The sequence below is a fragment of the Salmonella sp. NW722 genome, assembly GCF_051702785.1.
Lineage (GTDB): Bacteria > Pseudomonadota > Gammaproteobacteria > Enterobacterales > Enterobacteriaceae > Salmonella > Salmonella enterica.
The window spans coordinates 23,845-50,207 of record NZ_JAMMIN010000014.1 but is presented as its reverse complement, the minus strand read 5'-3'; the positions used below and the strand labels follow the sequence as shown (position 1 = coordinate 50,207).

Here is a 26,363-nt window from a genome sequence, read left to right as displayed (position 1 = left end):
GTTCCGTGTCAGTGGTGGCGCATTATAGGGAGTTATTTCTGCCTGACAAGAGGAAATTTAAAATAATTTTCTGAGTGTCTCTTTTTTCATCAACAGCGTGCTTAACGTGCCATAAAATAAGCAAATTGCCGTTATTGCAACTGCAATCACACTTCCAGGTGGCATACTAATAACCAAACGAAAGAGAAAGGAAGAACATTCATGCCTTTAAGCGCACAACAATTAGCCGCACAAAAAAATCTATCCTATGTTCTGGCTGAAAAGCTGGCGCAGCAGATATTAAAGGGTGACTACGCCCCCGGTACGATTCTTCCCGGCGAAATAGAACTGGGCGAGCAGTACGGCGTAAGTCGAACGGCAGTTCGCGAAGCGGTGAAAACGTTGACGGCTAAAGGTATGGTGCTACCCCGTCCGCGCATTGGTACGCGGGTGATGCCGCAGGGAAACTGGAACTTTCTGGATCAAGAGCTGCTGACCTGGTGGATGACGGAAGAAAATTTTCATCAGGTGGTAGATCATTTTTTGGTGATGCGTATTAGCCTGGAGCCGCAAGCCTGCCTGCTGGCGGCGACTCTTGGCACACCGGAGCAGAAAGCGCGGCTTAATGCCTTAATGGAAGAGATGGTCGCGCTGAAAAAGCATTTTAAGCGTGAACGCTGGATTGAAGTGGATATGGCGTGGCACGAACATATCTACGAAATGAGCGCCAATCCCTTTCTAATCTCTTTTGCTACGCTATTTCATTCGGTTTATCACACTTACTTTACCTCAATCACCTATAACGAGGTGGTAAAGCTGGATTTGCACCAGGCCATTGTTGATGCCATCGCTGATGGCGACGGCGAACGCGCTTTCCAGGCCTGCCAGGCGTTGTTAATAGCGCCCAATGAGAGACCAGATAATTAACAGGATATTGAATGACCAGCAAAAAAGCGCGCAGTATGGCTGGCCTGCCGTGGATCGCGGCGATGGCCTTCTTTATGCAGGCGCTAGACGCCACCATTTTGAATACCGCTTTACCGGCTATTGCGCATAGCCTTAACCGTTCCCCACTCGCCATGCAGTCCGCTATTATCAGTTATACCCTGACAGTAGCCATGTTAATTCCGGTAAGCGGCTGGCTGGCTGACCGCTTCGGTACGCGTCGCGTCTTTATGGTCGCCGTAAGCCTGTTTACGTTAGGCTCGCTGGCCTGCGCGCTCTCCAGTTCACTATCTGAATTGGTTATTTTTCGCGTCGTACAAGGCGTCGGCGGAGCGATGATGATGCCAGTGGCGCGTCTGGCGTTATTGCGAGCCTATCCGCGTAGTGAGCTGCTGCCCGTTCTTAACTTTGTCACTATGCCGGGGCTGGTAGGTCCGATTCTGGGGCCGGTATTAGGCGGCGTACTGGTGACCTGGGCAAGCTGGCACTGGATCTTCCTGATTAATATTCCCATTGGTGTTGCAGGCATTCTGTATGCCCGCAAATATATGCCCAACTTCACCACGCCGCGTCGCAAGTTTGACATGACCGGCTTCTTTCTTTTTGGGTTAAGTCTGGTTTTATTTTCCAGCGGAATGGAACTGTTTGGCGAAAAGATTGTGGCGACATGGATCGCATCCGCCATTATTTTTTGCAGTATCGTTCTACTATTGGCCTATATCCGCCACGCCCGCCGTCATCCGACACCGTTAATATCACTATCGCTGTTTAAGACACGCACATTTTCCGTCGGTATTGCCGGCAACCTCGCCACGCGTCTGGGGACAGGCTGCGTACCTTTTTTGATGCCGTTAATGCTACAGGTTGGTTTTGGCTACCCGGCTCTGATCGCCGGCTGCATGATGGCGCCGACAGCTTTGGGTTCTATTATCGCGAAATCGACCGTAACGCAGGTTTTACGACGTTTGGGATACCGGAAGACTCTGGTCGGCATTACGGTATTTATCGGTCTGATGATTGCCCAGTTTTCGTTTCAATCTCCCGCCATGCCGATCTGGATGCTCGTACTGCCGCTATTCATTCTTGGAATGGCGATGTCCACTCAATTTACGGCAATGAATACGATTACTCTTGCGGATCTGACGGACGATAACGCCAGCAGCGGCAACAGCGTTCTGGCGGTTACGCAGCAATTGTCTATCAGTTTAGGCGTGGCGATCAGCGCGGCGGTGTTACGTATTTATGAAGGTTTTGCGGGCACCAGTACCGTGGAACAGTTCCACTATACCTTTATCACGATGGGGGCGATCACTATCGTGTCCGCGCTGATGTTTATGCTGCTAAGAGCCAAAGACGGCAACAATCTGATTAAAGAACGGCATAAATCTAAACCGACCCACGCACCGTCAAAACCGGAGTAAGCTGAAGTCGCTGTTGTTGCAAGGCGGGCTGCGCCATCCGATGAATCAACACATCAATAGCCAGCTCGCCCAATTCATCTTTCGGCTGATGGATAGTCGTCAGCGGCGGCGTCATATAGCGCGCCAGCTCAATATCATCATAGCCAATGACTGCCATATCCTGCGGAATACGAAGCCCCGCCTGATATAGCGCCTGATAGGCGCCGACAGCCATCGCATCGTTTCCGGTAAAAACCGCTTGCGGTCGCTGTTGATGGGCGAGTAACGCCTGCATGGCGTCAAAGCCGCCGCCAAATTCAAAATCGCCGGTGATCTCATAGCCTTGCGGAATAGCCAGCCCTGCGCGTTTCATCGCCGCCCGATACCCTTCCAGCCGTAAACGCGCTGGCGTTTTGTCCAGCGGGCCGGTAATACAGGCTATTCGGGTAAATCCTTTATCGATAAGGTGTTGGGTGGCAAGATCGCCGCCTAACAACGAATTATCCTGAATGAGATCGCTATCGCCCTCGCCATCAAACGGCGACCAGTCCATCATGACGGTAGGAATAGACGGATAACGCTCCATGATTTCACGAGAAGGCTGATGCGTTTCGGTACACAGCAGCAGTAAACCGTCTACCCGTTTTTGCATCAGCGTCTCCAGGTTGCGGTTCATCCGTTGCTCGTCGCCTTCGGTATTGCACAGCACCAGACTATAACCGCGCTCAAAACAGCTTCGCTCAACGCCGCGCACCAGTTCGGAATAAAAAGGGTTGGTACTGGCGGTAATTAGCATACCAATCGTGCGGGTCTGGTTTAACTTGAGGCTTCGCGCCAGCGCAGAAGGCGCATAGTTAAGTGATTTAATCGCCGCTTCAACTTTTTCGGTTATCGTCTCACTCACAAAGCGATCTTTGTTAATAACGTGAGAGACCGTCGATGTAGAGACTCCCGCCAGGCGGGCAACATCTTTCATAGTAGCCAAGCGTTACCCCTGCTGATGTAAAAACGCTTCTATCTCTTCGCGCCACGGAACGGACGGTTGCGCGCCTTTACGCGTTACGGCAATCGCGGCGGCGGCATGGGCAAAGCGAATCGCTTCCGGCAACGGCGTCTCCTCCAGTATCGCGGTGATAAAGGCGCCGTTAAACGTATCTCCGGCGGCAATGGTATCGACAGCCTCAACGCTAAATCCAGGAACGCGGCGGCCCTCGCCGTCTACGCTGGCCCAGACGCCACGGCTTCCTAAGGTAATTAATACGGTTCGAATGCCTTTATCATGCAAAACCTGCGCAGCTTTCGCGGCATCGTCGTCATTTTCCACACGCACGCCCGTCAGCTTTTCAGCTTCCGTTTCATTTGGCGTGATGATGTCCACCAGCGCCAGCAGTTCATCCGGTAACTCACGGGCAGGCGCCGGGTTAAGCGCAACAGTAGTATGATGTTGATGGGCGATTTTCGCCGCCGCCAGTACGCTTTCCAGCGGCGATTCCAGCTGCATCAGTAACGCATCCGCCTGCGCGATACGTTCACGTTGCGCATCAACCAACGCCGGCGATAACGCGGCATTCGCTCCGGCATGAATACCGATGACGTTCTCGCCTTCGCCGTTAACGAAAATCAGCGCCACCCCGGTAGACTCGCCTTTAATAACGCTAACTGGCGCGATATCAATACGATCGCTGACTAATTGTTTACGAATACTGTCGCCAATATCGTCATCGCCCGTGCAGGCGATAAACGCAATATTTGCCCCGCTACGTCCCGCAGCAACCGCCTGATTCGCGCCTTTCCCGCCAAACGCGACCTGATAATGGCTACCGGTTACCGTTTCACCCGGGGTAGGGAAGGACTCAAGATTAAGGATATGATCGGCATTAATGCTGCCAAGGACGATGAGATTACCTGCGGTTTTCATATTCGGGGTTCCACGTCAAAGTGCGCCACCGGTTAGGGTGGCGCGTGCCCTGCTTTTCTTTTTTTACGTTCACCTCAGCGGAGGCTCGCGTATTTCTGTCGCCATCAGGCCATAGTTGACCCGTGTCGTTTATTACTGCTTGATGACCAGTTTCAGGTCAACCGGATATTTGGCCTGAACTTTTTCGCCTTTCAGCACCTTATCCGCCACTTCAACGCCTTTGGCGCCGATTTGATCCGGTAACTGAGCGATAGTCGCTGCCAGTTTGCCATCTTTTACGGCCTTTTCGCCATCCGGCGTACCGTCAAATCCAACCACCATCACATCTGCTTTACCGGCAGTTTGCAGCGCGCGCAGTGCGCCCAGCGCCATTTCATCATTCTGGGCGAAGACAGCCTGAACATCCGGATGCGCGGTCAGCAGGTTCTGCATGACGTTCAGACCCTTAGTACGGTCGAAATCAGCAGGCTGGCTGGCCAGGACATTAAATTTGTGGGCGGCTACCGCCTGCTGGAAACCTTCGCCACGCTCACGCGCCGCAGATGTTCCGGCAATGCCTTGCAACTCAATCACTTTGGCGCCTTCGCCAGCTTTTTTCGCGATATAGTCGCCAGCGATCTTACCGCCCAGCACGTTATCAGACGCGATATGGCTGACGACATCGCCTTTGGTTGCCTGGCGGTCAAGCGTGATAACCGGAATCTTCGCCTGGTTCGCCATCTTCACCGCGTTACCCACCGCATCGGAGTCAGTCGGGTTGATCAGCAGAATTTTGGTCCCGCGAACGGTTAAATCCTGCACGTTCGCCAGCTCTTTGGCAGGGTTGTTCTGGGAGTCCAGCACCACCAGGTTATAACCCAGTTTATCCGCCTCTTTTTGCGCCCCGTCTTTTAACGACACGAAGAAGGGATTATTGAGGGTAGAGATCACCAGCGCAATGGTGTCTTTCGCCATTGCATTCGCGCTCACGGTGGCGCTCAGCGCAACAGCAGATACCAGGGTAGCCAGTTTTTTCATGTTCATATTTCAGATGTCCTGTAGTCGTTGTTACTGCTTTTTGTTGTCTACCAGTACCGCCAGCAAAATCACCACCGCTTTGACGATCATCTGGTAATAGGAGGAAACACCTAACAAATTCAAACCATTATTAAGGAAGCCGAGAATCAATGCGCCGATCAATGTCCCAACAATGCGCCCTTTACCACCTGCAAGGCTGGTGCCGCCCAGCACCACGGCGGCAATAGCATCCAGCTCATAGCCGGTACCCGCCGTCGGCTGCGCGGAAGAGAGGCGCGCCACTTCAATGATGCCCGCCAGCGACGCTGTCAGGCCGCAAAGTGAATAGACGATAATTTTCACTTTGCTCACGCTAATGCCAGACAGGCGCGTCGCCGCTTCGTTACCACCCAGCGCGTAGATATAGCGTCCCAGACGGGTGTGATGCAGCATATACCAGGCGGCGATAAAGACGATAGCCATGATCCAGACCGGCGTAGGAACGCCCAGCGGACGGCCGATACCGAACCAGCCAAACAGATCGGCGTTATCGGTAAAGCCAGTGTTGACTGGGCTACCGTCGGTGTAAACCATCGTCACGCCGCGCAGTAGCAGCATCATCACCAGCGTAGCGATAAACGCCTGTACGCGGCCTTTCGCGACGATAACGCCAGTGACGGCGCCAATCGCAGCGCCCAGCGCCAGCGCGGCGGCAACCGCGACCAGCGCATTCACTTCAACGCCGACGATTGAAGCGGCAACCGCGCCGGTGAGCGCCAGCAGGGAACCGACGGACAGATCGATCCCCGATGTCAGAATCACCAACGTCATCCCCACCGCCATAATGGCGTTAACGGAGGTCTGTTGAAGAATATTGAACAGATTATTAACGGTAAAAAAGTTGGGGCTCAACGTCGAAACAATCGCGATCAACACCAGCAGGGCAATGAGCGACTTCTGCTCAAGAAGCCACGCTTTAGTGAAATAACGGCGACCAGAAACAGCCTGGGTTGTCATCTTTTTTACTCCTGATTCACGCGATTAAGCTTGCCCACTGCGGCAGCCATTAACACTTCCTGGGTGGCCTGCTCGCGAGTAAATTCACCGCTGAGATGCCCTTCATGCATGACGATGATGCGATCGCTCATGCCTAATACTTCTGGCATCTCAGATGAGACCAGAATGATGCTCAGGCCGTCGGCCTTAAACTGGTTGATAAGCTGGTAAATCTCTTTCTTGGCGCCGACGTCCACGCCGCGGGTCGGCTCGTCGAGAATGAGCACTTTCGGGCGCGTCATCAACCCGCGGGCAATCGCCACTTTTTGCTGATTACCACCGGAAAGCAGGCCTATCGCCTGTTCCATTGACGGTGTCTTGACGTTGAACAGACGGATAAAATCCCCCACCGCCTGCTGCTCATCTTTGTGTTTCAGGCTTCCGCCAGCGCGGCTGAAATAGTCCAGCGCCGTCAGCGACATATTCTCTTTAACTGACATGCCGAGCACCAGTCCATCGCGCTTACGGTCTTCAGAGATATAAACGATGCCATTGGCCAGCCCGTCCTGCGGAGAACGCGTCACCACTTCGTGTCCATCAAGCGTCACATAACCGCTGGTTCGCGGCATCGCGCCGTACAATACTTTCATCAGCTCGGTGCGACCGGCGCCCATCAGGCCGGAGATGCCAAGAATCTCGCCTTTTCGCAGCACAAAAGAGACATCATTCACGCCCGGTCCGCACAGATTATCGACCTTGAGGCGAATCTCACCCGGCGCGTTATCCAGATGCGGGTACTGATCTTCCAGCTTACGTCCCACCATCATTTCGATAAGAGAATCTTCGGTCAACGTGGCCACTTCACGCTCGGCGATAAATTGCCCATCGCGGAAGACCGTCACGTCATCGCAAATTTCGAAGATCTCTTTCATACGGTGGGAGATATAGACAATGCCGCGCCCCTGCGATTTTAATTCGCGGATAACGCGGAACAGCGATTCGGTTTCAGTGTCAGTCAGCGCATCGGTCGGTTCATCCATAATGATGACTTTGGATTCGAAGCTCAGCACTTTGGCGATTTCCACCATTTGCTGATCGCCGATAGAGAGTTCGCCCACCAGCTTATCGCTCTTAAAGCGCAGATTGAGTTTGGCTAAGAGGTGGTCGGCTTCGGCATACATCTTTTTCCAGTCGATTTTGCCAAAGCGATTCACAAACTCACGGCCCAGGAAGATGTTTTCCGCAATGGTCAACTGCGGGATCAGGTTCAGTTCCTGATGAATAATGCCGATCCCGGCTTCCTGAGACGATTTAGGCCCGTTAAAGGTGGTCTCTTTACCCAGCCATAACAACGATCCCGCATCTCGCGTATAGATGCCGGTTAATACTTTCATCATGGTGGATTTTCCGGCGCCGTTTTCCCCCACCAGCGCCATAACGCGGCCAGGATAAACGTTTAACGCGGCGCCGGAGAGAGCCTTCACGCCGGGGAACGCTTTATCGATCCCTTTGAGTTGCAGTAATGCGTCCATAGCGGCCTCAGAAAGTGACGCCAGCGCAAAGAATGACGTTCGCATACGGGGAACACTCCCCGCTGCGAATCACTGCCTGACTGTCTGCAGTCAATTTTTTGAATTGTTCGTGTGTCGTATAACTAATTTTTATGGTGTTTCCCTGGTGTTGCTGCAGTTGCTCAAGGTGAGTGAGCAACGTTTCGTGGAGCTGCGGATTCTGTTGTTTGATTTCCGTTGCAAGAATCGCCGCCTCAACCTGCATTTCCCGGGTCACAACATCCACCACCTGCATAAAAGAAGGTACGCCCTGGGTTAGTGCCATATCGATACGCGCGGTGCTATTCGGGATAGGTAAACCCGCATCACAGACCACCAGAGTATCAGTATGCCCCAGACGGGAAATGACCGACGAGATTTCAGAGTTGAGTACGGTGCCTTTCTTCATTTTTCTGCTCCACTAGCGAAACGTTTCGCTGGCCGCAGTGTAACCCTGGATGTGTTCATAAAACCATCATGACGTAACAGAATTGTGATCGCCGTCGAAACGTTTCGCTAGCGGAAATCAGGCGATTATCGTGTGGGAATCTACGGATTGGCCAAGCCGGGCAAGCCAACGCGGCCCCCGGCATGTTGATGAGAGGTTAAATCTCGACCTGAGTTCCTAACTCAATCACGCGGTTAGGCGGGATCTCGAACTGATCCGGCGCGCGCAGGGCGTTGCGTTGCAGCAACAAATACAGCTTGCCGCGCAGACGCAAATACCACGGGCGTTTGCCGACAATCAACGACTCGTGCGACATAAAGAACGACGTTTCCATCATCCGACAGCTAAGCCCTTCCAGACCGCAGCGGTGGAACACCTCTTCAACGTTTGGCGTTTCGCGCCAGCCGTAGCTGGCCACCACGCGCCAGAATGTCGGAGACAACTGCTCAATCTGCACCCGGCGAACGTTATGCACATAAGGCGCATCTTCCGTACGCAACGTCAGTAAGATTACGCGCTCATGCAACACTTTGTTGTGCTTCAGGTTATGCAATAAAGCAAAAGGGATCACACTGAGCGCACGCGACATGTATACGGCAGTACCCGGCACCCGAACCGGCGGTGACTTCTCCAGCGAAGCAATCATCGCTTCCAGCGAATTACCGTGTTCATGCATACGACGCAACAGACGGAAACGCTCGCTCTTCCAGGTGGTCATGATCGTGAACATGATCAGGCCCAGGCTCAGCGGCAGCCAACCACCGGACAACAATTTATCGAGGTTAGCCGAGAACAGCGGGATATCCACGCACAGGAACGCGATGAGGATCAGCGCGACAAAATATTTGTTCCAGTGCCAGTTCTTACGCGCCACGGTCGTAGAAAGAATAGATGTCAGCACCATCGTGCCGGTCACGGCGATACCATAGGCCGCCGCCAGGTTGCTGGAGTGCTCAAAGCTAACAATAACAACCACGACCGCGAAATAAAGCAGCCAGTTAACGAAAGGGATATAGATCTGACCGGATTCCATCTCGGAGGTATGGATAATGCGCATCGGCGACAAATAGCCAAGACGCACGGCCTGACGCGTCAGCGAAAAGACACCAGAAATAACCGCCTGGGAGGCGATCACCGTCGCCAGCGCGGCCAGAATCAGCAGCGGAATTAACGCCCAGTCCGGCGCCAACAGGAAGAAGGGGTTTTTAATCGCTTCCGGATGTTTAAGTAGCAATGCGCCCTGACCAAAGTAGTTCAGTACTAACGACGGCAATACCACGGTAAACCACGCCAGGCGAATCGGGAACTTACCGAAGTGTCCCATATCGGCGTACAACGCCTCTACGCCGGTAATCGACAGCACCACCGCGCCCAACGCAATAAATGATACGGTTTTATATTCAAGGAAAAAACGTACCGCCCAGACAGGATTCAGCGCATGTAACACTTCAGGATTGGCGATAATACTGCGCAGGCCAAGTACCGCCAGGATTAAAAACCAGGTCAGCATGATCGGCGCAAAGAGTTTCCCTACCATTCCCGTACCGTGCTTCTGAATCATAAACAACAGAGTCAGCACAATAATGGAGAGCGGGACAATCCAGGTATCCAGCTGCGGCGCGACAATCTCCAGGCCTTCAATCGCCGACATCACCGAAATCGCCGGCGTAATCACCACTTCGCCATAGAAAAAGCTGCCGCCTATCAGTCCCATGATAACTAACATGGATGTGGTGCGCGCCGAGGTATTACGCCCGGCAAGCGACATCAGCGTCAAAATTCCACCTTCACCCGCGTTATCGGCGCGCATCACAAAAGTGAGATATTTGATGGAAACCACAAAGATGAGTAGCCAGAAGATCAGCGACAGAAAACCAAACACGGCATCTCGTTCAACGCCAAAACCAAACTGACCGGACAAACATTCACGAAGCGTATAAAGCGGGCTGGTGCCAATATCACCGTAGACAACCCCAATAGCTGCGAGGGTAATCGCAGGCAACGATTGCTTATTATCAGTGCTCATAGACTCATCTTTCGTTTATACACGTCACCCTTCACACTACCTCCTTGTCGGCTGCATTCGCTTACCCCAGTCACACGTTTAAGTCAGTGCCAGGGGATTCACTCCTTTGCCGCCTTGATGTAGTTTGAATGAATGAGTGTATAGATATGAAATGTGTGCTTAGTCCCTTGGCCCACAAAAAAGCGCACAGTATGCACGATTAATCATAAAATCGTACCCCTAAATGAAGCCAGATTAACCTGGCTCAAAGAAAAATAAACAGCGCGTCAGACGATTACAGCCCCGGTGGTGAAACGTCTATACTCGCAATTAGCATGATCCATTTGTCGAAAGGACGCCTCTTTATTATGGCTCACCCACATTTATTAGCGGAAAGAATTTCCCGTCTGAGCAGCGCCCTTGAGAAGGGGCTGTATGAACGTAGTCACGCCATACGCCTTTGCCTACTGGCAGCGTTAAGCGGTGAGAGCGTCTTTTTGTTGGGCCCGCCCGGTATCGCCAAGAGTCTGATTGCCCGCCGCCTGAAGTTTGCTTTCCAGCGCGCCCGCGCTTTTGAATATCTGATGACACGCTTTTCCACGCCGGAAGAGGTGTTTGGCCCGCTCTCTATTCAGGCGCTGAAAGATGAAGGTCGCTATGAACGCTTAACGACCGGCTATCTTCCCGAAGCCGAAATCGTTTTTCTGGATGAAATCTGGAAAGCCGGGCCCGCTATCCTGAACACATTGCTGACCGCCATTAACGAACGCCATTTCCGCAACGGCGCATTTGAGGAAAAAATTCCGATGCGGCTGCTGGTGGCGGCCTCCAACGAACTGCCCGAAGCGGACAGCAGCCTGGAAGCCTTGTACGACCGAATGTTGATTCGCCTGTGGCTGGATAAAGTTCAGGATAAAGCCAATTTCCGCTCCATGCTGATTAGTCAGCAGGATGAGAGTGATAACCCGGTCCCCGCCTCGTTACAGGTTAGCGACGAAGAATATCAACAGTGGCAAAAAGATATCGGCGCGATTTCACTCCCTGATCCGGTCTTTGAGCTGATATTTACTCTGCGCCAACAGCTGGATAATTTGCCGAATGCGCCTTATGTCTCCGACCGTCGCTGGAAGAAAGCCATCCGCCTGTTACAGGCCAGCGCCTTCTTTAGCGGACGCGACGCGGTTGCGCCGATTGACCTTATCCTGCTAAAAGATTGCTTGTGGTATGACGCGCAGAGTCTGAATCTCATGCAACAGCAACTGGAAATATTGATGACCGGACACGCCTGGCAGCAGCAGGCCATGCTGACTCGCCTCGGCGGTATTGTCCAGCGCCGCCTCCAGTTGCAGCAACAGCAAAGCGATAAAACCGCCTTCACCGTCATTAAAGAAGGCGGTATGTTCAGCCGCCGCCCGCATTACACTTTACCGCCGGAAGCCAGTGCGTCAACGTTGACGTTATTGCTACAAAAACCGCTAAAACTGCATGATATGGAAGTGATCCATATTACCTTTGACCGCAGCGCGCTGGAACTTTGGCTGACCAAAGGCGGCGAGATCCGCGGCAAACTGAACGGGATCGGCTTTGCCCAAACGTTGAATATGGAAGTCGATAACGCTCAACATCTGGTGGTGCGCGACATCAGTCTACAAGGTACCCGTCTGGCGTTACCGGGAGCGGCTGAAGACAGTATGCCTGCGGAGATCAAACAGCAGCTGGAAACGTTAGAAAACGACTGGCGCCAGCAGCATACCCGCTTCAGCGAGCAGCAACATTGCCTGTTTATTCACAGCGACTGGTTAGGGCGCATTGAGGCCAGCCTGCAGGATGTAGGAGAACAGATCCGCCAGGCGCAACAATGCTGACGCTGGATACGCTAAATACCATGCTGGCCGTCAGCGAAGAGGGAATGGTCGAAGAGATGATCCTCGCGCTACTGGCTTCCCCACAGCTGGTCATTTTCTTTGAAAAGTTTCCGCGTTTAAAAAACGCCGTGACCGCCGATCTCCCGCGCTGGCGGGAAGCGCTACGCAGCCGTCTTAAAGACGCTCGCGTTCCGCCGGAACTCACGGAAGAGGTCATGTGTTATCAGCAAAGCCAACTTCTCTCTACCCCACAGTTCATCGTGCAACTGCCGCAAATACTGGCGTTGCTTCATCGCCTGCATTCACCGTATGCCGCGCAGGCGAAGCAGTTGACGGAGAGCAACAGTACCTTTACCCCTGCGCTACACACGCTTTTTTTGCAACGCTGGCGGTTAAGTCTGGTCGTGCAGGCCACCACGTTAAACCAGCAACTACTGGAAGAAGAGCGCGAGCAGTTGCTGAGTGACGTTCAGGAACGGATGACGCTGAGCGGGCAACTGGAACCGACGCTGGCGGAAAATGATAATGCCGCAGGCCGCCTGTGGGATATGAGCGCGGGCCAGCTTAAACGTGGTGATTATCAACTGATCGTAAAATACGGCGAATTTCTCGCCGCCCAGCCGGAGCTAATGCAACTGGCGGAACAACTGGGACGTTCGCGGGAAGCCAAATCGGTACCGAAAAAAGACGCGCCGATGGAAACCTTTCGTACACTGGTACGCGAACCCGCAACGGTGCCGGAGCAGGTTGACGGTATACAGCAAGGCGATGATATTCTGCGCCTGTTGCCGCCAGAGCTGGCGACGCTTGGCATCACCGAGCTGGAATATGAATTCTACCGCCGGTTAGTGGAAAAACAGCTCCTCACCTATCGCCTGCATGGCGAAGCATGGCGTGAGAAAGTAACCGAACGGCCGGTAGTACACCAGGATGTCGACGAGCAGCCGCGCGGACCGTTTATTGTCTGCGTCGATACTTCAGGCTCGATGGGAGGATTTAACGAGCAGTGCGCAAAAGCGTTCTGCCTGGCGTTGATGCGCGTTGCGCTGGCGGATAACCGCCGCTGCTTTATTATGCTGTTTTCCACTGACGTTGTGCGTTATGAACTCTCCGGCCCGGAAGGTATTGAGCAGGCCATCCGCTTTTTAAGTCAACGTTTTCGCGGCGGCACGGATATCGCCAGCTGTTTTCGCGCCATTATTGAAAGAATGCAGGGACGGGAATGGTTTGATGCCGATGCGGTGGTCATTTCGGATTTTATCGCCCAGCGCTTGCCGGATGACGTGGTGAGCAAAGTGGGAGAGTTGCAGCGTCTTCACCAGCATCGATTCCACGCGGTGGCGATGTCGGCGCACGGCAAACCCGGCATCATGCGCATTTTCGATCATATCTGGCGCTTTGACACCGGGATGCGAAGCCGCCTGCTGAGACGCTGGCGGCGCTAACGGCTTATAAAATAGCAGGAATGCTTTCGCGAACCTGCGCGGGCCATACGCCGCACTGCACCTGACCAATATGCGGCAATTGCAGCAGCAACATCGTCAGACGCGACTGCCCAATCCCGCCGCCGATGGTCTGCGGCATTTCGCCGCGCAGCAGCGCCTGATGCCACTCCAGTTGCAGGCGATCTTCATCACCGGTCAACGCCAGCTGGCGCATCAGCGTATCGGCATCTACACGGATACCCATAGAGGAAAGCTCAAACGCATCTTCCAGCACCGGGTTCCACACCAGGATATCGCCGTTCAGACCGGCGTAGCCCAGCTCAGATGCGGAGCTCCAGTCATCATAATCCGGCGCGCGTACATCATGGCGGTGGCCATCGCTCAGTTTACCGCCGATCCCCACCAGAAAAACGGCGCCAAGTTCTTTGGCGATCGCGCGTTCGCGCCCTTTCGCATCCAGATCCGGATAGCGAGACAACAGCTCCTGGCTGTGAACAAACTGAATTTGCTCTGGCAGGAACGGCGCCAGACCAAACTGTTTATGCACTTCTGCTTCCGTCGCCTTAATTCCTGCCCATATAGCCTCTACTGTGCTTTTCAGGGTGGAAAATTGGCGCTCGCCATCGCCCATGACACGCTCCCAGTCCCACTGATCCACATAGACCGAGTGGAGCGGAGAGAGTCGGTCTTCATCGGGGCGAAGGGCTTTCATGTGCGTGTACAGCCCTTCGCCCGCGCTGAAGTCATGTTGCCCCAGGGTTTGACGTTTCCACTTCGCCAGTGAATGCACCACTTCGAACTGGGCGTCAGGCAACGCTTTCACTTTTACCTGCACCGCTTTTTCACAGCCGGACAAATTATCCTGCGTACCATCCCCTACGCGACTCAGGATCGGCGCCTGGACCTCAATCAGACCCAGACGCTCCTCCAGCTGGCGAGAGAAATGTGATTTCACGAAGCTAATTTGACGTTGTTTGGCAATGTAAGCGGTTTTCATTTTTTTACTCCTGCGTCCTGTTGCCTATGATTAAGCAACAAAACGAGAGCACTATTCAATAATCAACAGATAAAAAGCTAACTTCGGTTTTGATTCGTTAAAAATAATGGCTAAAATAGAGATAATCATTAATCTGCATAAGAAAAAGCGATGGAAAATTATCAGATCGACAATCTGGACCGCGGCATCCTTGACGCCTTAATGGGAAATGCCCGCACCGCCTACGCCGAACTGGCCAAACAATTTGGCGTTAGCCCTGGAACCATTCACGTTCGCGTCGAGAAAATGAAGCAGGCCGGGATCATTACGGGCGCACGGATTGACGTCAGCCCTAAACAGCTGGGCTACGATGTGGGCTGCTTTATTGGCATCATCCTCAAAAGCGCCAAAGACTATCCCTCCGCACTGGCCCGGCTGGAAAGCCTGGATGAGGTGACGGAAGCGTATTACACTACCGGTCACTACAGCATCTTTATAAAAGTGATGTGCAAATCAATCGACGCGCTTCAGCACGTACTTATCAACAAGATCCAAACAATTGATGAAATTCAGTCCACTGAGACACTGATCGTCTTGCAGAACCCGATCATGCGCACCATCAAGCCATGATCGGCTTTTTTAATCCCACATTTTTCCACAGGTAGATCCCAGCTCGTTCACAGAGTACAATGCAGCCTCTTTACCTGAGCGAGCGATCAATGGCAGACATTACTCTTATCAGCGGCAGCACCCTGGGCGGCGCCGAATACGTCGCGGAACATCTGGCGGAAAAGCTGGAAGCTGCCGGTTTTTCAACCGAAACGGTGCACGGTCCGTTATTAGAGGATCTGTCAACTTCCGGGATCTGGCTGATAATCAGCTCAACGCACGGCGCCGGAGACATTCCGGACAACCTGACCCCTTTCTATGAAGACCTTCAGACGCAGAAACCCGATCTTTCCGCGGTACGTTTCGGCGCAATTGGCATTGGTAGTCGAGAATACGACACGTTTTGCGGCGCGATTGAGAAAATAGAAGCGGAACTGAAAGGCGCTGGCGCAAAACAGGTTGGGGAAACACTGAAGATCAACATCCTTGAACATGAGATTCCGGAAGATCCAGCGGAGATTTGGCTCGGATCCTGGATTAATTTACTCAAATAAGTGTAAAGATCGTGCGATCCATTGTGGATAAATCTGGTGGAAAGCTTGGATCAAACGGTAGTTATCCAAAGAATAACCGTTGTTCACTTTTTGAGTTGTGTATAAGTACCCGTTTTGATCCCAGCTTATACGGACCACGATCACCGATCATTCACAGCTAATGATCCTTTCCAACGCATTGATCTTTATTACAGGATCCGGGTTATCCACAGCCTGGTGCGATCCTAATAAGAGATCACAATAGAACAGATCTCTAAATAAAAAGATCTTCTTTTTAATAGCCCGGATCCCGGGGCTTTCTCCATCGGCTAAAGTTGAGTAGAATCCACCGCCCGGGCTTCAATCCATTTTCACACCGCGTTATGCGAGGCAATTACCATGTTTTATCAGGATCCTTTTGACGTCATTATTATTGGCGGGGGTCATGCAGGCACTGAGGCCGCGATGGCCGCAGCGCGTATGGGTCAACAGACTCTGCTTTTGACACACAATATTGACACGTTGGGACAGATGAGCTGCAACCCGGCGATCGGCGGTATTGGAAAGGGACATCTGGTAAAAGAGGTGGATGCGCTCGGCGGTTTGATGGCGAAAGCGATCGATCAGGCAGGTATTCAGTTTAGGATACTAAACGCCAGCAAAGGTCCGGCCGTTCGCGCTACCCGGGCTCAGGCGGATCGAGTCTTATACCGCCAGGCGGTGCGTACCGCGCTGGAGAATCAGCCGAATCTGATGATCTTCCAGCAAGCGGTTGAAGATCTGATTGTCGAAAACGATCGCGTTGTCGGCGCCGTGACCCAAATGGGGCTCAAATTCCGCGCGAAAGCGGTGGTACTGACCGTCGGGACCTTCCTGGACGGCAAAATTCATATTGGTCTGGATAACTACAGCGGCGGTCGTGCTGGCGATCCGCCATCCATCCCGCTGTCTCGCCGTCTGCGTGAGCTTCCGCTACGCGTCAGTCGCCTGAAAACCGGCACACCGCCGCGTATTGATGCGCGTACTATCGATTTCAGCGTGTTGGCTCAACAGCATGGCGATAACCCGATGCCGGTTTTCTCGTTTATGGGGAATGCTTCTCAGCATCCGCAACAGGTGCCGTGTTACATCACGCATACCAATGAGAAAACCCATGACGTGATTCGTAATAACCTCGATCGTAGCCCAATGTACGCTGGCGTGATCGAAGGGATCGGCCCACGCTACTGTCCTTCGATCGAAGACAAGGTGATGCGTTTTGCCGATCGTAACCAGCATCAGATCTTCCTTGAGCCGGAAGGACTGACCTCTAACGAGATTTACCCTAACGGTATCTCCACCAGCCTGCCGTTTGACGTGCAGATGCAGATTGTCCGTTCCATGCAGGGCATGGAGAACGCGAAGATCGTTCGTCCTGGTTACGCGATTGAGTACGATTTCTTCGACCCGCGCGATCTGAAACCGACTCTGGAAAGTAAATTTATTCACGGCCTGTTCTTTGCTGGTCAAATCAACGGTACTACCGGCTATGAAGAGGCTGCGGCGCAGGGCTTGCTCGCTGGTCTGAATGCCGCGCGTCTTTCCGCCGACAAAGAGGGCTGGTCGCCTGCGCGTTCTCAGGCTTATCTCGGCGTGCTGGTGGACGATCTCTGTACGCTGGGCACCAAAGAGCCGTATCGCATGTTTACCTCCCGCGCCGAATATCGCCTGATGCTGCGTGAGGACAACGCCGATCTGCGTCTGACCGAAATGGGCCGCGAGCTGGGTCTGGTGGATGATGAACGCTGGGCGCGATTCAACGAGAAGCTGGAAAATATCGAACGAGAACGTCAGCGGCTGAAATCGACATGGGTAACGCCGTCTGCGGAATCCGCCGATGAAGTGAATGCGCATTTGACCACGCCTCTCTCCCGTGAGGCCAGCGGCGAAGATCTGTTGCGTCGTCCGGAAATGACCTACGCGCAGCTCACTTCGCTTGCCGCATTCGCGCCTGCGCTTGAAGATGAGCAAGCCGCTGAGCAGGTGGAAATCCAGGTCAAATACGAAGGCTATATCGCTCGCCAGCAGGATGAGATTGAAAAACAACTACGTAACGAGAATACGTTGCTACCTGCCACGCTGGATTATCGTCAGGTTTCCGGTCTGTCGAACGAAGTTATCGCCAAGCTGAACGATCATAAACCGGCGTCTATCGGCCAGGCATCGCGTATCTCCGGCGTTACGCCAGCGGCAATCTCCATTCTGCTGGTATGGCTGAAAAAACAAGGTATGCTGCGTCGTAGCGCTTGATAACACTAATTTGGCGGGGGCGCTTCGCTTGCCCGCCCTACAAATTTGTAGGCCCGATAAGCGAAAGCGCATCGGGCATTTGATTATTAACAGGTAATGACCGTGCTCAACAAACTCTCTCGTCTGCTGGCTGATGCCGGTATTTCTCTTACCGATCACCAGAAAACGCTGCTGGTCGCCTACGTTGATATGCTGCACAAATGGAACAAAGCATACAACCTGACGTCAGTGCGGGATCCCAACGAAATGTTGGTACGCCATATTCTCGACAGCATAGTCGTTGCGCCGTATCTTCAGGGACAGCGTTTTATCGACGTAGGAACAGGACCGGGGCTGCCGGGCATCCCGCTGGCTATTGTTCTCCCTGACGCGCATTTCACCTTACTCGACAGCCTGGGCAAGCGGGTACGTTTTCTGCGTCAGGTCCAGCACGAACTGAAACTGGAAAACATCACGCCGGTTCAAAGCCGCGTTGAAGCCTATCCCTCCGAACCGCCGTTTGATGGCGTTATCAGCCGCGCTTTCGCATCGTTGAATGATATGGTGAGCTGGTGTCACCATCTGCCGGGAGAGAAAGGGCGTTTTTATGCCTTAAAAGGGCAATTGCCAGGGGATGAAATTGCCTCACTACCTGACAATTTTAGCGTCGAATCTGTTGAAAAATTACGCGTTCCGCAACTGGAAGGCGAGCGGCATCTGGTGATTATTAAGTCAAACAAAGTTTAATTTTTATCAAAAAAAATAGAAAAAAAACGACGCGGCTTGTGTTAAAAATCGACAGGTATAACGCATTTAAGCGTTGTTACATTTAACTCTGGATTTACGGTTTCGTTTCAACATGACAACGTCGCTTCTTTTGTTAAAACAGAGAGTAATCAACTTTGTAAATATCAGTCTGCTAAAAATCGAATCGAAAAATCACTTTTGCTTGTTAAATTTTTATTATAAATGTCAATGGGGCGTTTTTAAGGTGTAAGCTGGTATTTTTAAAACAGTACCTGGTTTTACGCTTAAATATCAAAAAGATGAAAAGGCATGAATTGACACGTAAATGAATTGCGTAAGCATGAATATGTTTAATGTGTGATCTGGTGCACGCTTTATCGCCAGTGTTTTCGCGCTATTTGCAGTTTTGTACGATCGTTCACACTTTGGCTAAAAGTTAAAAATGCGGGCCAGAGAAAAATATTTAAACATTTATTCACCTTTTGGCTACTTATTGTTTGAAATCACGGGTGCGCACCGTATAATTTGACCGCTTTTTGATGCTTGACTCTAAGTCTTAAAGAACGTTTTATACGACACGCGGCATACCTCGAAGTGAGCAGGAGTAAAAACGTGATGTCTGTGTCGCTCGTGAGTCGAAACGTTGCTCGTAAGCTTCTGTTCATTCAGTTTCTGGCGGTAATAGCAAGTGGATTGCTGTTTTGCCTCAAAGACCCCTTCTGGGGCATCTCCGCAGTATGTGGGGGATTGGCAGTGGCACTGCCTAATATGTTGTTTATGATATTTGCCTGGCGTCACCAGGCGCATACACCTGCTAAGGGCCGCGTGTCCTGGACTTTCGCCTTCGGTGAAGCCTTCAAGGTGTTAGCGATGCTGGTTTTACTGGTGGTGGCGTTGGCGGTTTTAAAGGCGGTGTTTTTGCCGCTGATCGTTACGTGGGTTTTGGTGCTGGTGGTTCAGATACTGGCGCCGGCTGTAATTAACAACAAAGGGTAAAAGGCATCATGGCTTCAGAAAATATGACGCCGCAGGAATACATAGGACACCATCTGAATAACCTTCAGCTGGACCTGCGTACTTTCTCGCTGGTGGATCCGCAGAACCCCCCAGCCACCTTCTGGACGCTCAATATTGACTCCATGTTCTTCTCGGTGGTGCTGGGTCTGTTGTTTCTGGTGATGTTCCGTAGCGTTGCTAAAAAAGCGACCAGCGGCGTGCCAGGCAAGTTTCAGACCGCGATTGAGCTGATAGTCGGCTTTGTGCATGGCAGCGTCAAAGACATGTACCATGGCAAAAGCAAGCTGATTGCGCCGCTGGCCCTGACGATTTTCGTCTGGGTATTCCTTATGAACCTGATGGACTTACTGCCTATCGACCTGCTGCCATATATCGCTGAGCATTGGCTGGGTCTGCCGGCAACGCGCGTGGTGCCGTCTGCTGACGTCAACATCACCCTGTCGATGGCGCTGGGCGTATTCATCCTTATTCTGTTCTACAGCATCAAAATGAAAGGCATCGGCGGCTTCGCTAAAGAGTTGACGCTGCAGCCGTTCAATCACTGGGCGTTCATTCCTGTCAACTTAATCCTTGAAGGGGTAAGTCTGCTGTCCAAACCGGTTTCTCTCGGTCTGCGACTGTTCGGCAACATGTATGCCGGTGAGCTGATTTTCATTCTGATTGCTGGTCTGTTGCCGTGGTGGTCACAGTGGATTCTGAATGTGCCGTGGGCCATTTTCCACATCCTGATTATTACGCTGCAAGCCTTCATTTTCATGGTTCTGACGATTGTCTATCTGTCGATGGCGTCCGAAGAGCATTAATTTACCAACACTACTACGTTTTAACTGAAACAAACTGGAGACTGTCATGGAAAACCTGAATATGGATCTGCTGTACATGGCTGCCGCTGTGATGATGGGTCTGGCGGCAATCGGTGCTGCGATCGGTATCGGCATCCTCGGGGGTAAATTCCTGGAAGGCGCGGCGCGTCAACCTGATCTGATTCCTCTGCTGCGTACTCAGTTCTTTATCGTTATGGGTCTGGTGGATGCTATCCCGATGATCGCTGTAGGTCTGGGTCTGTACGTGATGTTCGCTGTCGCGTAGTAAGCGTTGCTTGAATTAAGAGCAATATCAGAAGGTTAACTAGATAGAGGCATTGTGCTGTGAATCTTAACGCAACAATCCTCGGCCAGGCCATCGCGTTTATTCTCTTTGTCTGGTTTTGCATGAAGTACGTATGGCCGCCGTTAATGGCAGCCATCGAGAAACGTCAGAAAGAAATTGCTGACGGTCTCGCTTCTGCTGAACGAGCACATAAGGATCTTGACCTTGCAAAGGCCAGCGCGACCGACCAGCTGAAAAAAGCGAAAGCGGAAGCTCAGGTAATCATTGAGCAGGCAAATAAACGCCGCGCTCAGATCCTGGACGAAGCCAAAACTGAAGCAGAGCAGGAACGTACTAAAATCGTGGCGCAGGCGCAGGCGGAAATTGAAGCCGAGCGTAAACGCGCCCGTGAAGAGCTGCGTAAGCAAGTTGCTATCCTGGCTGTTGCTGGCGCCGAGAAGATCATCGAACGTTCCGTGGATGAAGCTGCTAACAGCGACATCGTGGATAAACTTGTCGCTGAACTGTAAGGAGGGAGGGGCTGATGTCTGAATTTGTTACGGTAGCTCGCCCCTACGCCAAAGCAGCTTTTGACTTTGCCGTTGAACACCAAAGTGTAGAGCGCTGGCAGGATATGCTGGCGTTTGCCGCCGAGGTAACCAAGAACGAACAAATGGCAGAGCTTCTCTCTGGCGCGCTGGCGCCGGAAACGCTCGCTGAGTCGTTTATCGCAGTCTGCGGTGAGCAGTTAGACGAAAACGGTCAGAACCTGATTCGGGTGATGGCTGAAAATAATCGTCTGAACGCGCTCCCGGATGTTCTGGAGCAGTTTATTCATCTGCGTGCAGCCAGTGAAGCTACCTCCGAGGTAGAAGTTACGTCGGCAACCGCATTGAGTGAAGAGCAGCTTTCGAAAATCAGCGCCGCGATGGAAAAACGTCTGTCACGCAAAGTGAAGCTGAATTGCAAAATCGATAAGTCTGTAATGGCAGGCGTTATCATCCGGGCGGGTGATATGGTCATTGATGGCAGCGTACGCGGCCGTCTTGAGCGCCTTGCAGACGTCTTGCAGTCTTAAGGGGACTGGAGCATGCAACTGAATTCCACCGAAATCAGCGAACTGATCAAGCAGCGCATTGCTCAGTTCAATGTGGTGAGCGAAGCTCACAACGAAGGTACTATTGTTTCTGTCAGTGACGGTGTTATCCGCATTCACGGCCTGGCCGATTGTATGCAGGGTGAAATGATCTCCCTGCCGGGTAACCGTTACGCTATCGCACTGAACCTGGAGCGCGACTCCGTGGGGGCGGTAGTCATGGGTCCATACGCTGACCTTGCCGAAGGCATGAAGGTTAAATGTACGGGTCGTATCCTGGAAGTTCCGGTTGGCCGCGGCCTGCTGGGACGTGTGGTGAACACCCTGGGTGCGCCAATTGACGGTAAAGGTCCGGTTGATAATGACGGCTTCTCTGCCGTTGAAGCGATTGCGCCGGGCGTTATCGATCGTCAGTCTGTCGATCAGCCGGTGCAGACCGGCTATAAAGCCGTTGACTCCATGATCCCAATCGGTCGTGGTCAGCGTGAACTGATCATCGGTGACCGTCAGACCGGTAAAACCGCACTGGCTATCGATGCCATCATCAACCAGCGCGACTCCGGCATCAAATGTATCTATGTCGCTATCGGCCAGAAAGCGTCCACCATCTCTAACGTGGTGCGTAAACTGGAAGAACACGGCGCGCTGGCTAACACCATTGTTGTGGTGGCTACCGCGTCCGAATCCGCTGCGCTGCAATATCTGGCGCCGTATGCCGGTTGCGCAATGGGCGAATACTTCCGCGACCGCGGCGAAGATGCGCTGATCATTTACGATGACCTGTCTAAACAGGCTGTTGCTTACCGTCAGATCTCCCTGCTGCTCCGTCGTCCGCCAGGACGTGAAGCATTCCCGGGCGACGTATTCTACCTCCACTCTCGTCTGCTGGAGCGTGCTGCGCGTGTTAACGCCGACTACGTCGAAGCCTTCACCAAAGGTGAAGTTAAAGGGAAAACCGGCTCTCTGACCGCGCTGCCGATTATCGAAACGCAGGCAGGTGACGTTTCCGCGTTCGTTCCGACCAACGTAATTTCCATTACCGATGGTCAGATCTTCCTGGAATCTAACCTGTTTAACGCCGGTATTCGTCCTGCGGTTAACCCGGGTATCTCGGTATCCCGTGTAGGTGGCGCAGCCCAGACCAAGATCATGAAAAAACTGTCCGGTGGTATTCGTACCGCGCTGGCGCAGTATCGTGAACTGGCGGCGTTCTCTCAGTTTGCATCCGACCTTGACGATGCCACCCGTAAACAGCTTGACCACGGTCAGAAAGTGACCGAACTGCTGAAACAGAAACAGTATGCGCCGATGTCCGTCGCGCAGCAGTCTCTGGTTCTGTTCGCAGCAGAACGTGGTTATCTGGCGGATGTCGAACTGGCGAAAATCGGTAGCTTCGAAGCCGCACTGCTGGCTTACGTCGACCGTGATCACGCTCCGCTGATGCAAGAGATCAACCAGTCCGGTGGCTATAACGACGAAATCGAAGGCAAGCTGAAAGGCATCCTCGATTCCTTCAAAGCAACCCAGTCCTGGTAACGTCTGGCGGCTTGCCTTAGGGCAGGCCGTAAGGCATTGAGGAGAAGCTCATGGCCGGCGCAAAAGAGATACGTAGTAAGATCGCAAGCGTCCAGAACACGCAGAAGATCACTAAAGCGATGGAGATGGTCGCCGCTTCCAAAATGCGTAAATCGCAGGATCGCATGGCGGCCAGCCGTCCTTATGCAGAGACCATGCGCAAAGTGATTGGTCACCTTGCGAACGGTAATCTGGAATATAAGCACCCCTACCTGGAAGAGCGCGACGTTAAACGCGTGGGCTACCTGGTAGTGTCGACCGACCGTGGTTTGTGCGGTGGCTTGAACATTAACCTGTTCAAAAAGCTGCTGGCGGATATGAAGGCATGGTCCGATAAAGGCGTTCAGTGCGAACTCGCAATGATCGGCTCTAAGGGCGTGTCATTCTTTAATTCCGTAGGCGGCAACGTTGTCGCTCAGGTGACAGGTATGGGGGATAACCCTTCTCTGTCCGAACTGATCGGTCCGGTTAAAGTGATGTTGCAGGCCTACGACGAAGGCCGTCTGGACAAGCTTTACATTGTCAGCAACAAATTTATTAACACCATGTCTCAGGTGCCGACGATCACTCAACTGCTGCCGCTGCCGGCGTCAGAAGATGATGATCTGAAGCGTAAAGCCTGGGATTACCTGTATGAACCCGACCCGAAAGCGCTGCTGGATACTCTCCTGCGTCGTTATGTGGAGTCTCAGGTTTATCAGGGCGTGGTAGAAAACCTGGCCAGCGAGCAGGCCGCCCGAATGGTGGCGATGAAAGCCGCAACCGATAATGGCGGCAGCCTGATTAAAGAGCTGCAGTTGGTATACAACAAAGCTCGTCAGGCCAGCATTACTCAGGAACTCACCGAGATCGTCTCGGGGGCCGCCGCGGTTTAACCAGGTTATTTCGTAGAGGATTTAAGATGGCTACTGGAAAGATTGTCCAGGTAATCGGCGCCGTGGTCGACGTCGAGTTCCCTCAGGATGCCGTACCACGCGTGTACGATGCCCTTGAGGTGCAGAATGGTAATGAGAAGCTGGTGCTGGAAGTTCAGCAGCAGCTTGGCGGCGGTATCGTGCGTACCATCGCGATGGGGTCTTCTGACGGTCTGCGTCGCGGTCTGGATGTAAAAGATCTCGAACACCCGATCGAAGTCCCGGTAGGTAAAGCCACGCTGGGTCGTATCATGAACGTCCTGGGCGAACCGGTCGACATGAAAGGCGAGATCGGCGAAGAAGAGCGTTGGGCGATTCACCGCGCAGCACCTTCCTACGAAGAGTTGTCAAACTCTCAGGAACTGCTGGAAACCGGTATCAAAGTTATCGACCTGATGTGTCCGTTCGCGAAGGGCGGTAAAGTCGGTCTGTTCGGTGGTGCGGGTGTAGGTAAAACCGTAAACATGATGGAGCTTATTCGTAACATCGCGATCGAGCACTCCGGTTACTCTGTGTTTGCGGGCGTAGGGGAACGTACTCGTGAGGGTAACGACTTCTACCACGAAATGACCGACTCCAACGTTATCGATAAAGTATCCCTGGTGTATGGCCAGATGAACGAGCCGCCGGGAAACCGTCTGCGCGTTGCATTGACCGGTCTGACCATGGCGGAGAAATTCCGTGACGAAGGTCGTGACGTACTGCTGTTCGTCGATAACATCTATCGTTACACCCTGGCCGGTACGGAAGTATCCGCACTGCTGGGCCGTATGCCTTCCGCAGTAGGTTACCAGCCGACTCTGGCGGAAGAGATGGGCGTTCTGCAGGAACGTATCACCTCCACCAAAACCGGTTCTATCACCTCCGTACAGGCGGTATACGTACCGGCGGATGACTTGACTGACCCGTCTCCAGCCACCACCTTTGCGCACTTAGATGCAACCGTGGTACTGAGCCGTCAGATCGCATCCCTGGGTATCTACCCGGCCGTTGACCCGCTGGACTCCACCAGCCGTCAGCTGGATCCGCTGGTTGTTGGTCAGGAACACTACGACACCGCGCGTGGCGTTCAGTCCATCCTGCAGCGTTATCAGGAACTGAAAGACATCATCGCCATCCTCGGTATGGATGAACTGTCTGAAGAAGATAAACTGGTGGTAGCACGCGCGCGTAAAATTCAGCGCTTCCTGTCCCAGCCGTTCTTCGTGGCGGAAGTATTTACCGGTTCTCCGGGCAAATACGTCTCCCTGAAAGACACCATCCGTGGCTTTAAAGGCATCATGGAAGGCGAATACGATCACCTGCCGGAGCAGGCGTTCTACATGGTCGGTTCCATCGACGAAGCCGTGGAAAAAGCCAAAAAACTTTAACGCCTTAATCGGAGGGTGATATGGCAATGACTTACCACCTGGATGTCGTCAGCGCGGAGCAACAAATGTTCTCCGGTCTGGTCGAGAAAATCCAGGTTACGGGTAGCGAAGGCGAACTGGGGATTTACCCGGGGCACGCGCCGCTACTCACCGCCATTAAGCCTGGTATGATTCGCATCGTTAAGCAGCACGGTCATGAAGAGTTTATCTATCTATCCGGCGGCATTCTGGAAGTGCAGCCTGGCAGCGTGACCGTTCTGGCGGATACCGCGATTCGCGGTCAGGATCTCGACGAAGCGCGAGCCCTGGAAGCGAAGCGTAAAGCCGAAGAGCACATTAAGAGCTCGCACGGTGACGTGGATTACGCTCAGGCGTCTGCGGAACTGGCCAAAGCGATCGCTAAACTGCGCGTTATCGAGTTGACCAAAAAAGCGATGTAACACCGGCTTGAAAGCATAAAACCAGTCTGATTGCGGACTGGTTTTTTTTTATCCTCTCAATTTTTATTCGATAAACTAGCAACGACAAAAACAAGCGGCTGAAGGCGACGCGTTTTCAGCGACAGCGCTGTTTTCATTAAATCCTTCTTTCTGTCATTGGCATCTGCACATTGTGCGAAGAA

25 protein-coding genes are annotated in these 26,363 nt (G+C 52.8%); 17 read left to right on the top strand and 8 right to left on the bottom strand.

Going from position 1 to position 26,363, the window contains the following annotated elements:
* The first annotated feature begins 201 nt into the window (after positions 1–201).
* Positions 202–906 (top strand): FadR/GntR family transcriptional regulator, encoded by a 705-nt coding sequence (locus tag NA330_RS22555; protein ID WP_023242098.1) that lies wholly within the window; start codon positions 202–204, stop codon positions 904–906.
* A gap of 11 nt (positions 907–917) precedes the next feature.
* A complete protein-coding gene (gene mdtD, locus NA330_RS22550; protein ID WP_000202071.1) occupies positions 918–2,345 on the top strand; it encodes a multidrug transporter subunit MdtD in 1,428 nt (475 codons plus the stop codon).
* On the opposite strand, the gene rbsR is transcribed toward mdtD, so the two are convergent.
* The 7 genes from rbsR to kup all read right to left on the bottom strand — a co-directional run bounded on the left by rbsR (position 2,311) and on the right by kup (position 10,258).
* Positions 2,311–3,309, bottom strand: a complete 999-nt coding sequence (rbsR, locus tag NA330_RS22545) for a ribose operon transcriptional repressor RbsR (RefSeq protein WP_000224487.1) — start codon at positions 3,307–3,309, stop codon at positions 2,311–2,313. The genes mdtD and rbsR overlap by 35 nt on opposite strands.
* A gap of 3 nt (positions 3,310–3,312) precedes the next feature.
* Entirely contained in the window at positions 3,313–4,242 is a 930-nt protein-coding gene (rbsK, locus tag NA330_RS22540; protein ID WP_000844728.1) for a ribokinase, read from the bottom strand.
* A gap of 132 nt (positions 4,243–4,374) precedes the next feature.
* Positions 4,375–5,265 (bottom strand): ribose ABC transporter substrate-binding protein RbsB, encoded by an 891-nt coding sequence (gene rbsB / locus NA330_RS22535; RefSeq protein WP_001056260.1) that lies wholly within the window; start codon positions 5,263–5,265, stop codon positions 4,375–4,377.
* Positions 5,266–5,289: 24 nt separating this feature from the next.
* Positions 5,290–6,255, bottom strand: a complete 966-nt coding sequence (rbsC, locus tag NA330_RS22530; protein ID WP_000211345.1) for a ribose ABC transporter permease — start codon at positions 6,253–6,255, stop codon at positions 5,290–5,292.
* Positions 6,256–6,260: 5 nt separating this feature from the next.
* A complete protein-coding gene (rbsA, locus tag NA330_RS22525) occupies positions 6,261–7,766 on the bottom strand; it encodes a ribose ABC transporter ATP-binding protein RbsA (protein ID WP_000339361.1) in 1,506 nt (501 codons plus the stop codon).
* 7 nt (positions 7,767–7,773) lie between these two features.
* The gene (rbsD, locus tag NA330_RS22520; protein ID WP_000715944.1) at positions 7,774–8,193 is read right to left on the bottom strand and encodes a D-ribose pyranase; all 420 of its coding nucleotides are present in this window, start codon (positions 8,191–8,193) and stop codon (positions 7,774–7,776) included.
* Between the two features lie 196 nt (positions 8,194–8,389).
* Positions 8,390–10,258: a low affinity potassium transporter Kup gene (gene kup / locus NA330_RS22515; protein WP_000102338.1), complete on the bottom strand. Its 1,869-nt coding sequence runs from the start codon at positions 10,256–10,258 to the stop codon at positions 8,390–8,392.
* Positions 10,259–10,605: 347 nt separating this feature from the next.
* On the opposite strand from kup, the gene ravA reads away from it, so the two are divergent.
* Together ravA and viaA are read left to right on the top strand one after the other, a co-directional pair.
* The gene (ravA, locus tag NA330_RS22510) at positions 10,606–12,102 is read left to right on the top strand and encodes an ATPase RavA (protein ID WP_000940975.1); all 1,497 of its coding nucleotides are present in this window, start codon (positions 10,606–10,608) and stop codon (positions 12,100–12,102) included.
* Positions 12,096–13,547, top strand: coding sequence for an ATPase RavA stimulator ViaA (gene viaA / locus NA330_RS22505; RefSeq protein WP_000956588.1), 1,452 nt, complete (start codon positions 12,096–12,098; stop codon positions 13,545–13,547). Before ravA ends, viaA begins: the two co-directional genes overlap by 7 nt.
* A gap of 4 nt (positions 13,548–13,551) precedes the next feature.
* On the opposite strand, the gene asnA is transcribed toward viaA, so the two are convergent.
* Positions 13,552–14,544, bottom strand: coding sequence for an aspartate--ammonia ligase (asnA, locus tag NA330_RS22500; RefSeq protein ID WP_000845123.1), 993 nt, complete (start codon positions 14,542–14,544; stop codon positions 13,552–13,554).
* A 150-nt stretch (positions 14,545–14,694) separates the two neighbouring features.
* On the opposite strand from asnA, the gene asnC reads away from it, so the two are divergent.
* The 13 genes from asnC (at position 14,695) to NA330_RS22435 (ending at position 26,181) form a co-directional block, all read left to right on the top strand.
* A complete protein-coding gene (gene asnC / locus NA330_RS22495; protein ID WP_000433018.1) occupies positions 14,695–15,153 on the top strand; it encodes a transcriptional regulator AsnC in 459 nt (152 codons plus the stop codon).
* Positions 15,154–15,242: 89 nt separating this feature from the next.
* A complete protein-coding gene (mioC, locus tag NA330_RS22490) occupies positions 15,243–15,686 on the top strand; it encodes an FMN-binding protein MioC (protein WP_000763722.1) in 444 nt (147 codons plus the stop codon).
* 378 nt (positions 15,687–16,064) lie between these two features.
* The gene (gene mnmG / locus NA330_RS22485; protein WP_001651089.1) at positions 16,065–17,954 is read left to right on the top strand and encodes a tRNA uridine-5-carboxymethylaminomethyl(34) synthesis enzyme MnmG; all 1,890 of its coding nucleotides are present in this window, start codon (positions 16,065–16,067) and stop codon (positions 17,952–17,954) included.
* A 102-nt stretch (positions 17,955–18,056) separates the two neighbouring features.
* On the top strand, positions 18,057–18,680 hold the full coding sequence (rsmG, locus tag NA330_RS22480; protein WP_001519938.1) for a 16S rRNA (guanine(527)-N(7))-methyltransferase RsmG: 624 nt from the start codon (positions 18,057–18,059) through the stop codon (positions 18,678–18,680).
* Positions 18,681–19,295: 615 nt separating this feature from the next.
* Positions 19,296–19,676: a F0F1 ATP synthase subunit I gene (gene atpI, locus NA330_RS22475; protein WP_000116685.1), complete on the top strand. Its 381-nt coding sequence runs from the start codon at positions 19,296–19,298 to the stop codon at positions 19,674–19,676.
* An 8-nt stretch (positions 19,677–19,684) separates the two neighbouring features.
* Positions 19,685–20,500, top strand: a complete 816-nt coding sequence (atpB, locus tag NA330_RS22470; protein ID WP_000135632.1) for a F0F1 ATP synthase subunit A — start codon at positions 19,685–19,687, stop codon at positions 20,498–20,500.
* Between the two features lie 46 nt (positions 20,501–20,546).
* A complete protein-coding gene (atpE, locus tag NA330_RS22465) occupies positions 20,547–20,786 on the top strand; it encodes a F0F1 ATP synthase subunit C (protein WP_000429386.1) in 240 nt (79 codons plus the stop codon).
* A 59-nt stretch (positions 20,787–20,845) separates the two neighbouring features.
* Positions 20,846–21,316, top strand: coding sequence for a F0F1 ATP synthase subunit B (gene atpF / locus NA330_RS22460; protein ID WP_001052212.1), 471 nt, complete (start codon positions 20,846–20,848; stop codon positions 21,314–21,316).
* Between the two features lie 14 nt (positions 21,317–21,330).
* On the top strand, positions 21,331–21,864 hold the full coding sequence (gene atpH / locus NA330_RS22455; RefSeq protein ID WP_001288957.1) for a F0F1 ATP synthase subunit delta: 534 nt from the start codon (positions 21,331–21,333) through the stop codon (positions 21,862–21,864).
* A 12-nt stretch (positions 21,865–21,876) separates the two neighbouring features.
* A complete protein-coding gene (gene atpA, locus NA330_RS22450; RefSeq protein ID WP_001176751.1) occupies positions 21,877–23,418 on the top strand; it encodes a F0F1 ATP synthase subunit alpha in 1,542 nt (513 codons plus the stop codon).
* Between the two features lie 50 nt (positions 23,419–23,468).
* Complete coding sequence (gene atpG / locus NA330_RS22445) at positions 23,469–24,332, top strand: F0F1 ATP synthase subunit gamma (RefSeq protein WP_000896506.1); 864 nt, start codon at positions 23,469–23,471, stop codon at positions 24,330–24,332.
* A gap of 26 nt (positions 24,333–24,358) precedes the next feature.
* Positions 24,359–25,741 carry a F0F1 ATP synthase subunit beta gene (atpD, locus tag NA330_RS22440; RefSeq protein WP_000190499.1) on the top strand — a complete coding sequence of 461 codons (1,383 nt, stop codon included), beginning with the start codon at positions 24,359–24,361 and terminating at the stop codon, positions 25,739–25,741.
* 20 nt (positions 25,742–25,761) lie between these two features.
* Positions 25,762–26,181, top strand: a complete 420-nt coding sequence (locus tag NA330_RS22435) for a F0F1 ATP synthase subunit epsilon (protein WP_001251971.1) — start codon at positions 25,762–25,764, stop codon at positions 26,179–26,181.
* Positions 26,182–26,363: the final 182 nt, after the last annotated feature.

What these genes read in the sequence shown, in the direction of transcription:
- asnA (WP_000845123.1), bottom strand. Translation starts at nt 14,544, where the DNA reads ATGAAAACCGCTTACATTGCCAAACAACGTCAAATTAGCTTCGTGAAA.
- rbsD (WP_000715944.1), bottom strand. Translation starts at nt 8,193, where the DNA reads ATGAAGAAAGGCACCGTACTCAACTCTGAAATCTCGTCGGTCATTTCC.
- mnmG (WP_001651089.1), top strand. Translation starts at nt 16,065, where the DNA reads ATGTTTTATCAGGATCCTTTTGACGTCATTATTATTGGCGGGGGTCAT.
- NA330_RS22435 (WP_001251971.1), top strand. Translation starts at nt 25,762, where the DNA reads ATGGCAATGACTTACCACCTGGATGTCGTCAGCGCGGAGCAACAAATG.
- atpA (WP_001176751.1), top strand. Translation starts at nt 21,877, where the DNA reads ATGCAACTGAATTCCACCGAAATCAGCGAACTGATCAAGCAGCGCATT.
- viaA (WP_000956588.1), top strand. Translation starts at nt 12,096, where the DNA reads ATGCTGACGCTGGATACGCTAAATACCATGCTGGCCGTCAGCGAAGAG.
- mioC (WP_000763722.1), top strand. Translation starts at nt 15,243, where the DNA reads ATGGCAGACATTACTCTTATCAGCGGCAGCACCCTGGGCGGCGCCGAA.
- kup (WP_000102338.1), bottom strand. Translation starts at nt 10,258, where the DNA reads ATGAGCACTGATAATAAGCAATCGTTGCCTGCGATTACCCTCGCAGCT.
- atpH (WP_001288957.1), top strand. Translation starts at nt 21,331, where the DNA reads ATGTCTGAATTTGTTACGGTAGCTCGCCCCTACGCCAAAGCAGCTTTT.
- atpE (WP_000429386.1), top strand. Translation starts at nt 20,547, where the DNA reads ATGGAAAACCTGAATATGGATCTGCTGTACATGGCTGCCGCTGTGATG.
- atpG (WP_000896506.1), top strand. Translation starts at nt 23,469, where the DNA reads ATGGCCGGCGCAAAAGAGATACGTAGTAAGATCGCAAGCGTCCAGAAC.
- ravA (WP_000940975.1), top strand. Translation starts at nt 10,606, where the DNA reads ATGGCTCACCCACATTTATTAGCGGAAAGAATTTCCCGTCTGAGCAGC.
- atpI (WP_000116685.1), top strand. Translation starts at nt 19,296, where the DNA reads ATGTCTGTGTCGCTCGTGAGTCGAAACGTTGCTCGTAAGCTTCTGTTC.
- rbsK (WP_000844728.1), bottom strand. Translation starts at nt 4,242, where the DNA reads ATGAAAACCGCAGGTAATCTCATCGTCCTTGGCAGCATTAATGCCGAT.
- atpB (WP_000135632.1), top strand. Translation starts at nt 19,685, where the DNA reads ATGGCTTCAGAAAATATGACGCCGCAGGAATACATAGGACACCATCTG.
- rbsA (WP_000339361.1), bottom strand. Translation starts at nt 7,766, where the DNA reads ATGGACGCATTACTGCAACTCAAAGGGATCGATAAAGCGTTCCCCGGC.
- NA330_RS22555 (WP_023242098.1), top strand. Translation starts at nt 202, where the DNA reads ATGCCTTTAAGCGCACAACAATTAGCCGCACAAAAAAATCTATCCTAT.
- mdtD (WP_000202071.1), top strand. Translation starts at nt 918, where the DNA reads ATGACCAGCAAAAAAGCGCGCAGTATGGCTGGCCTGCCGTGGATCGCG.
- asnC (WP_000433018.1), top strand. Translation starts at nt 14,695, where the DNA reads ATGGAAAATTATCAGATCGACAATCTGGACCGCGGCATCCTTGACGCC.
- rbsB (WP_001056260.1), bottom strand. Translation starts at nt 5,265, where the DNA reads ATGAACATGAAAAAACTGGCTACCCTGGTATCTGCTGTTGCGCTGAGC.
- rbsC (WP_000211345.1), bottom strand. Translation starts at nt 6,255, where the DNA reads ATGACAACCCAGGCTGTTTCTGGTCGCCGTTATTTCACTAAAGCGTGG.
- atpD (WP_000190499.1), top strand. Translation starts at nt 24,359, where the DNA reads ATGGCTACTGGAAAGATTGTCCAGGTAATCGGCGCCGTGGTCGACGTC.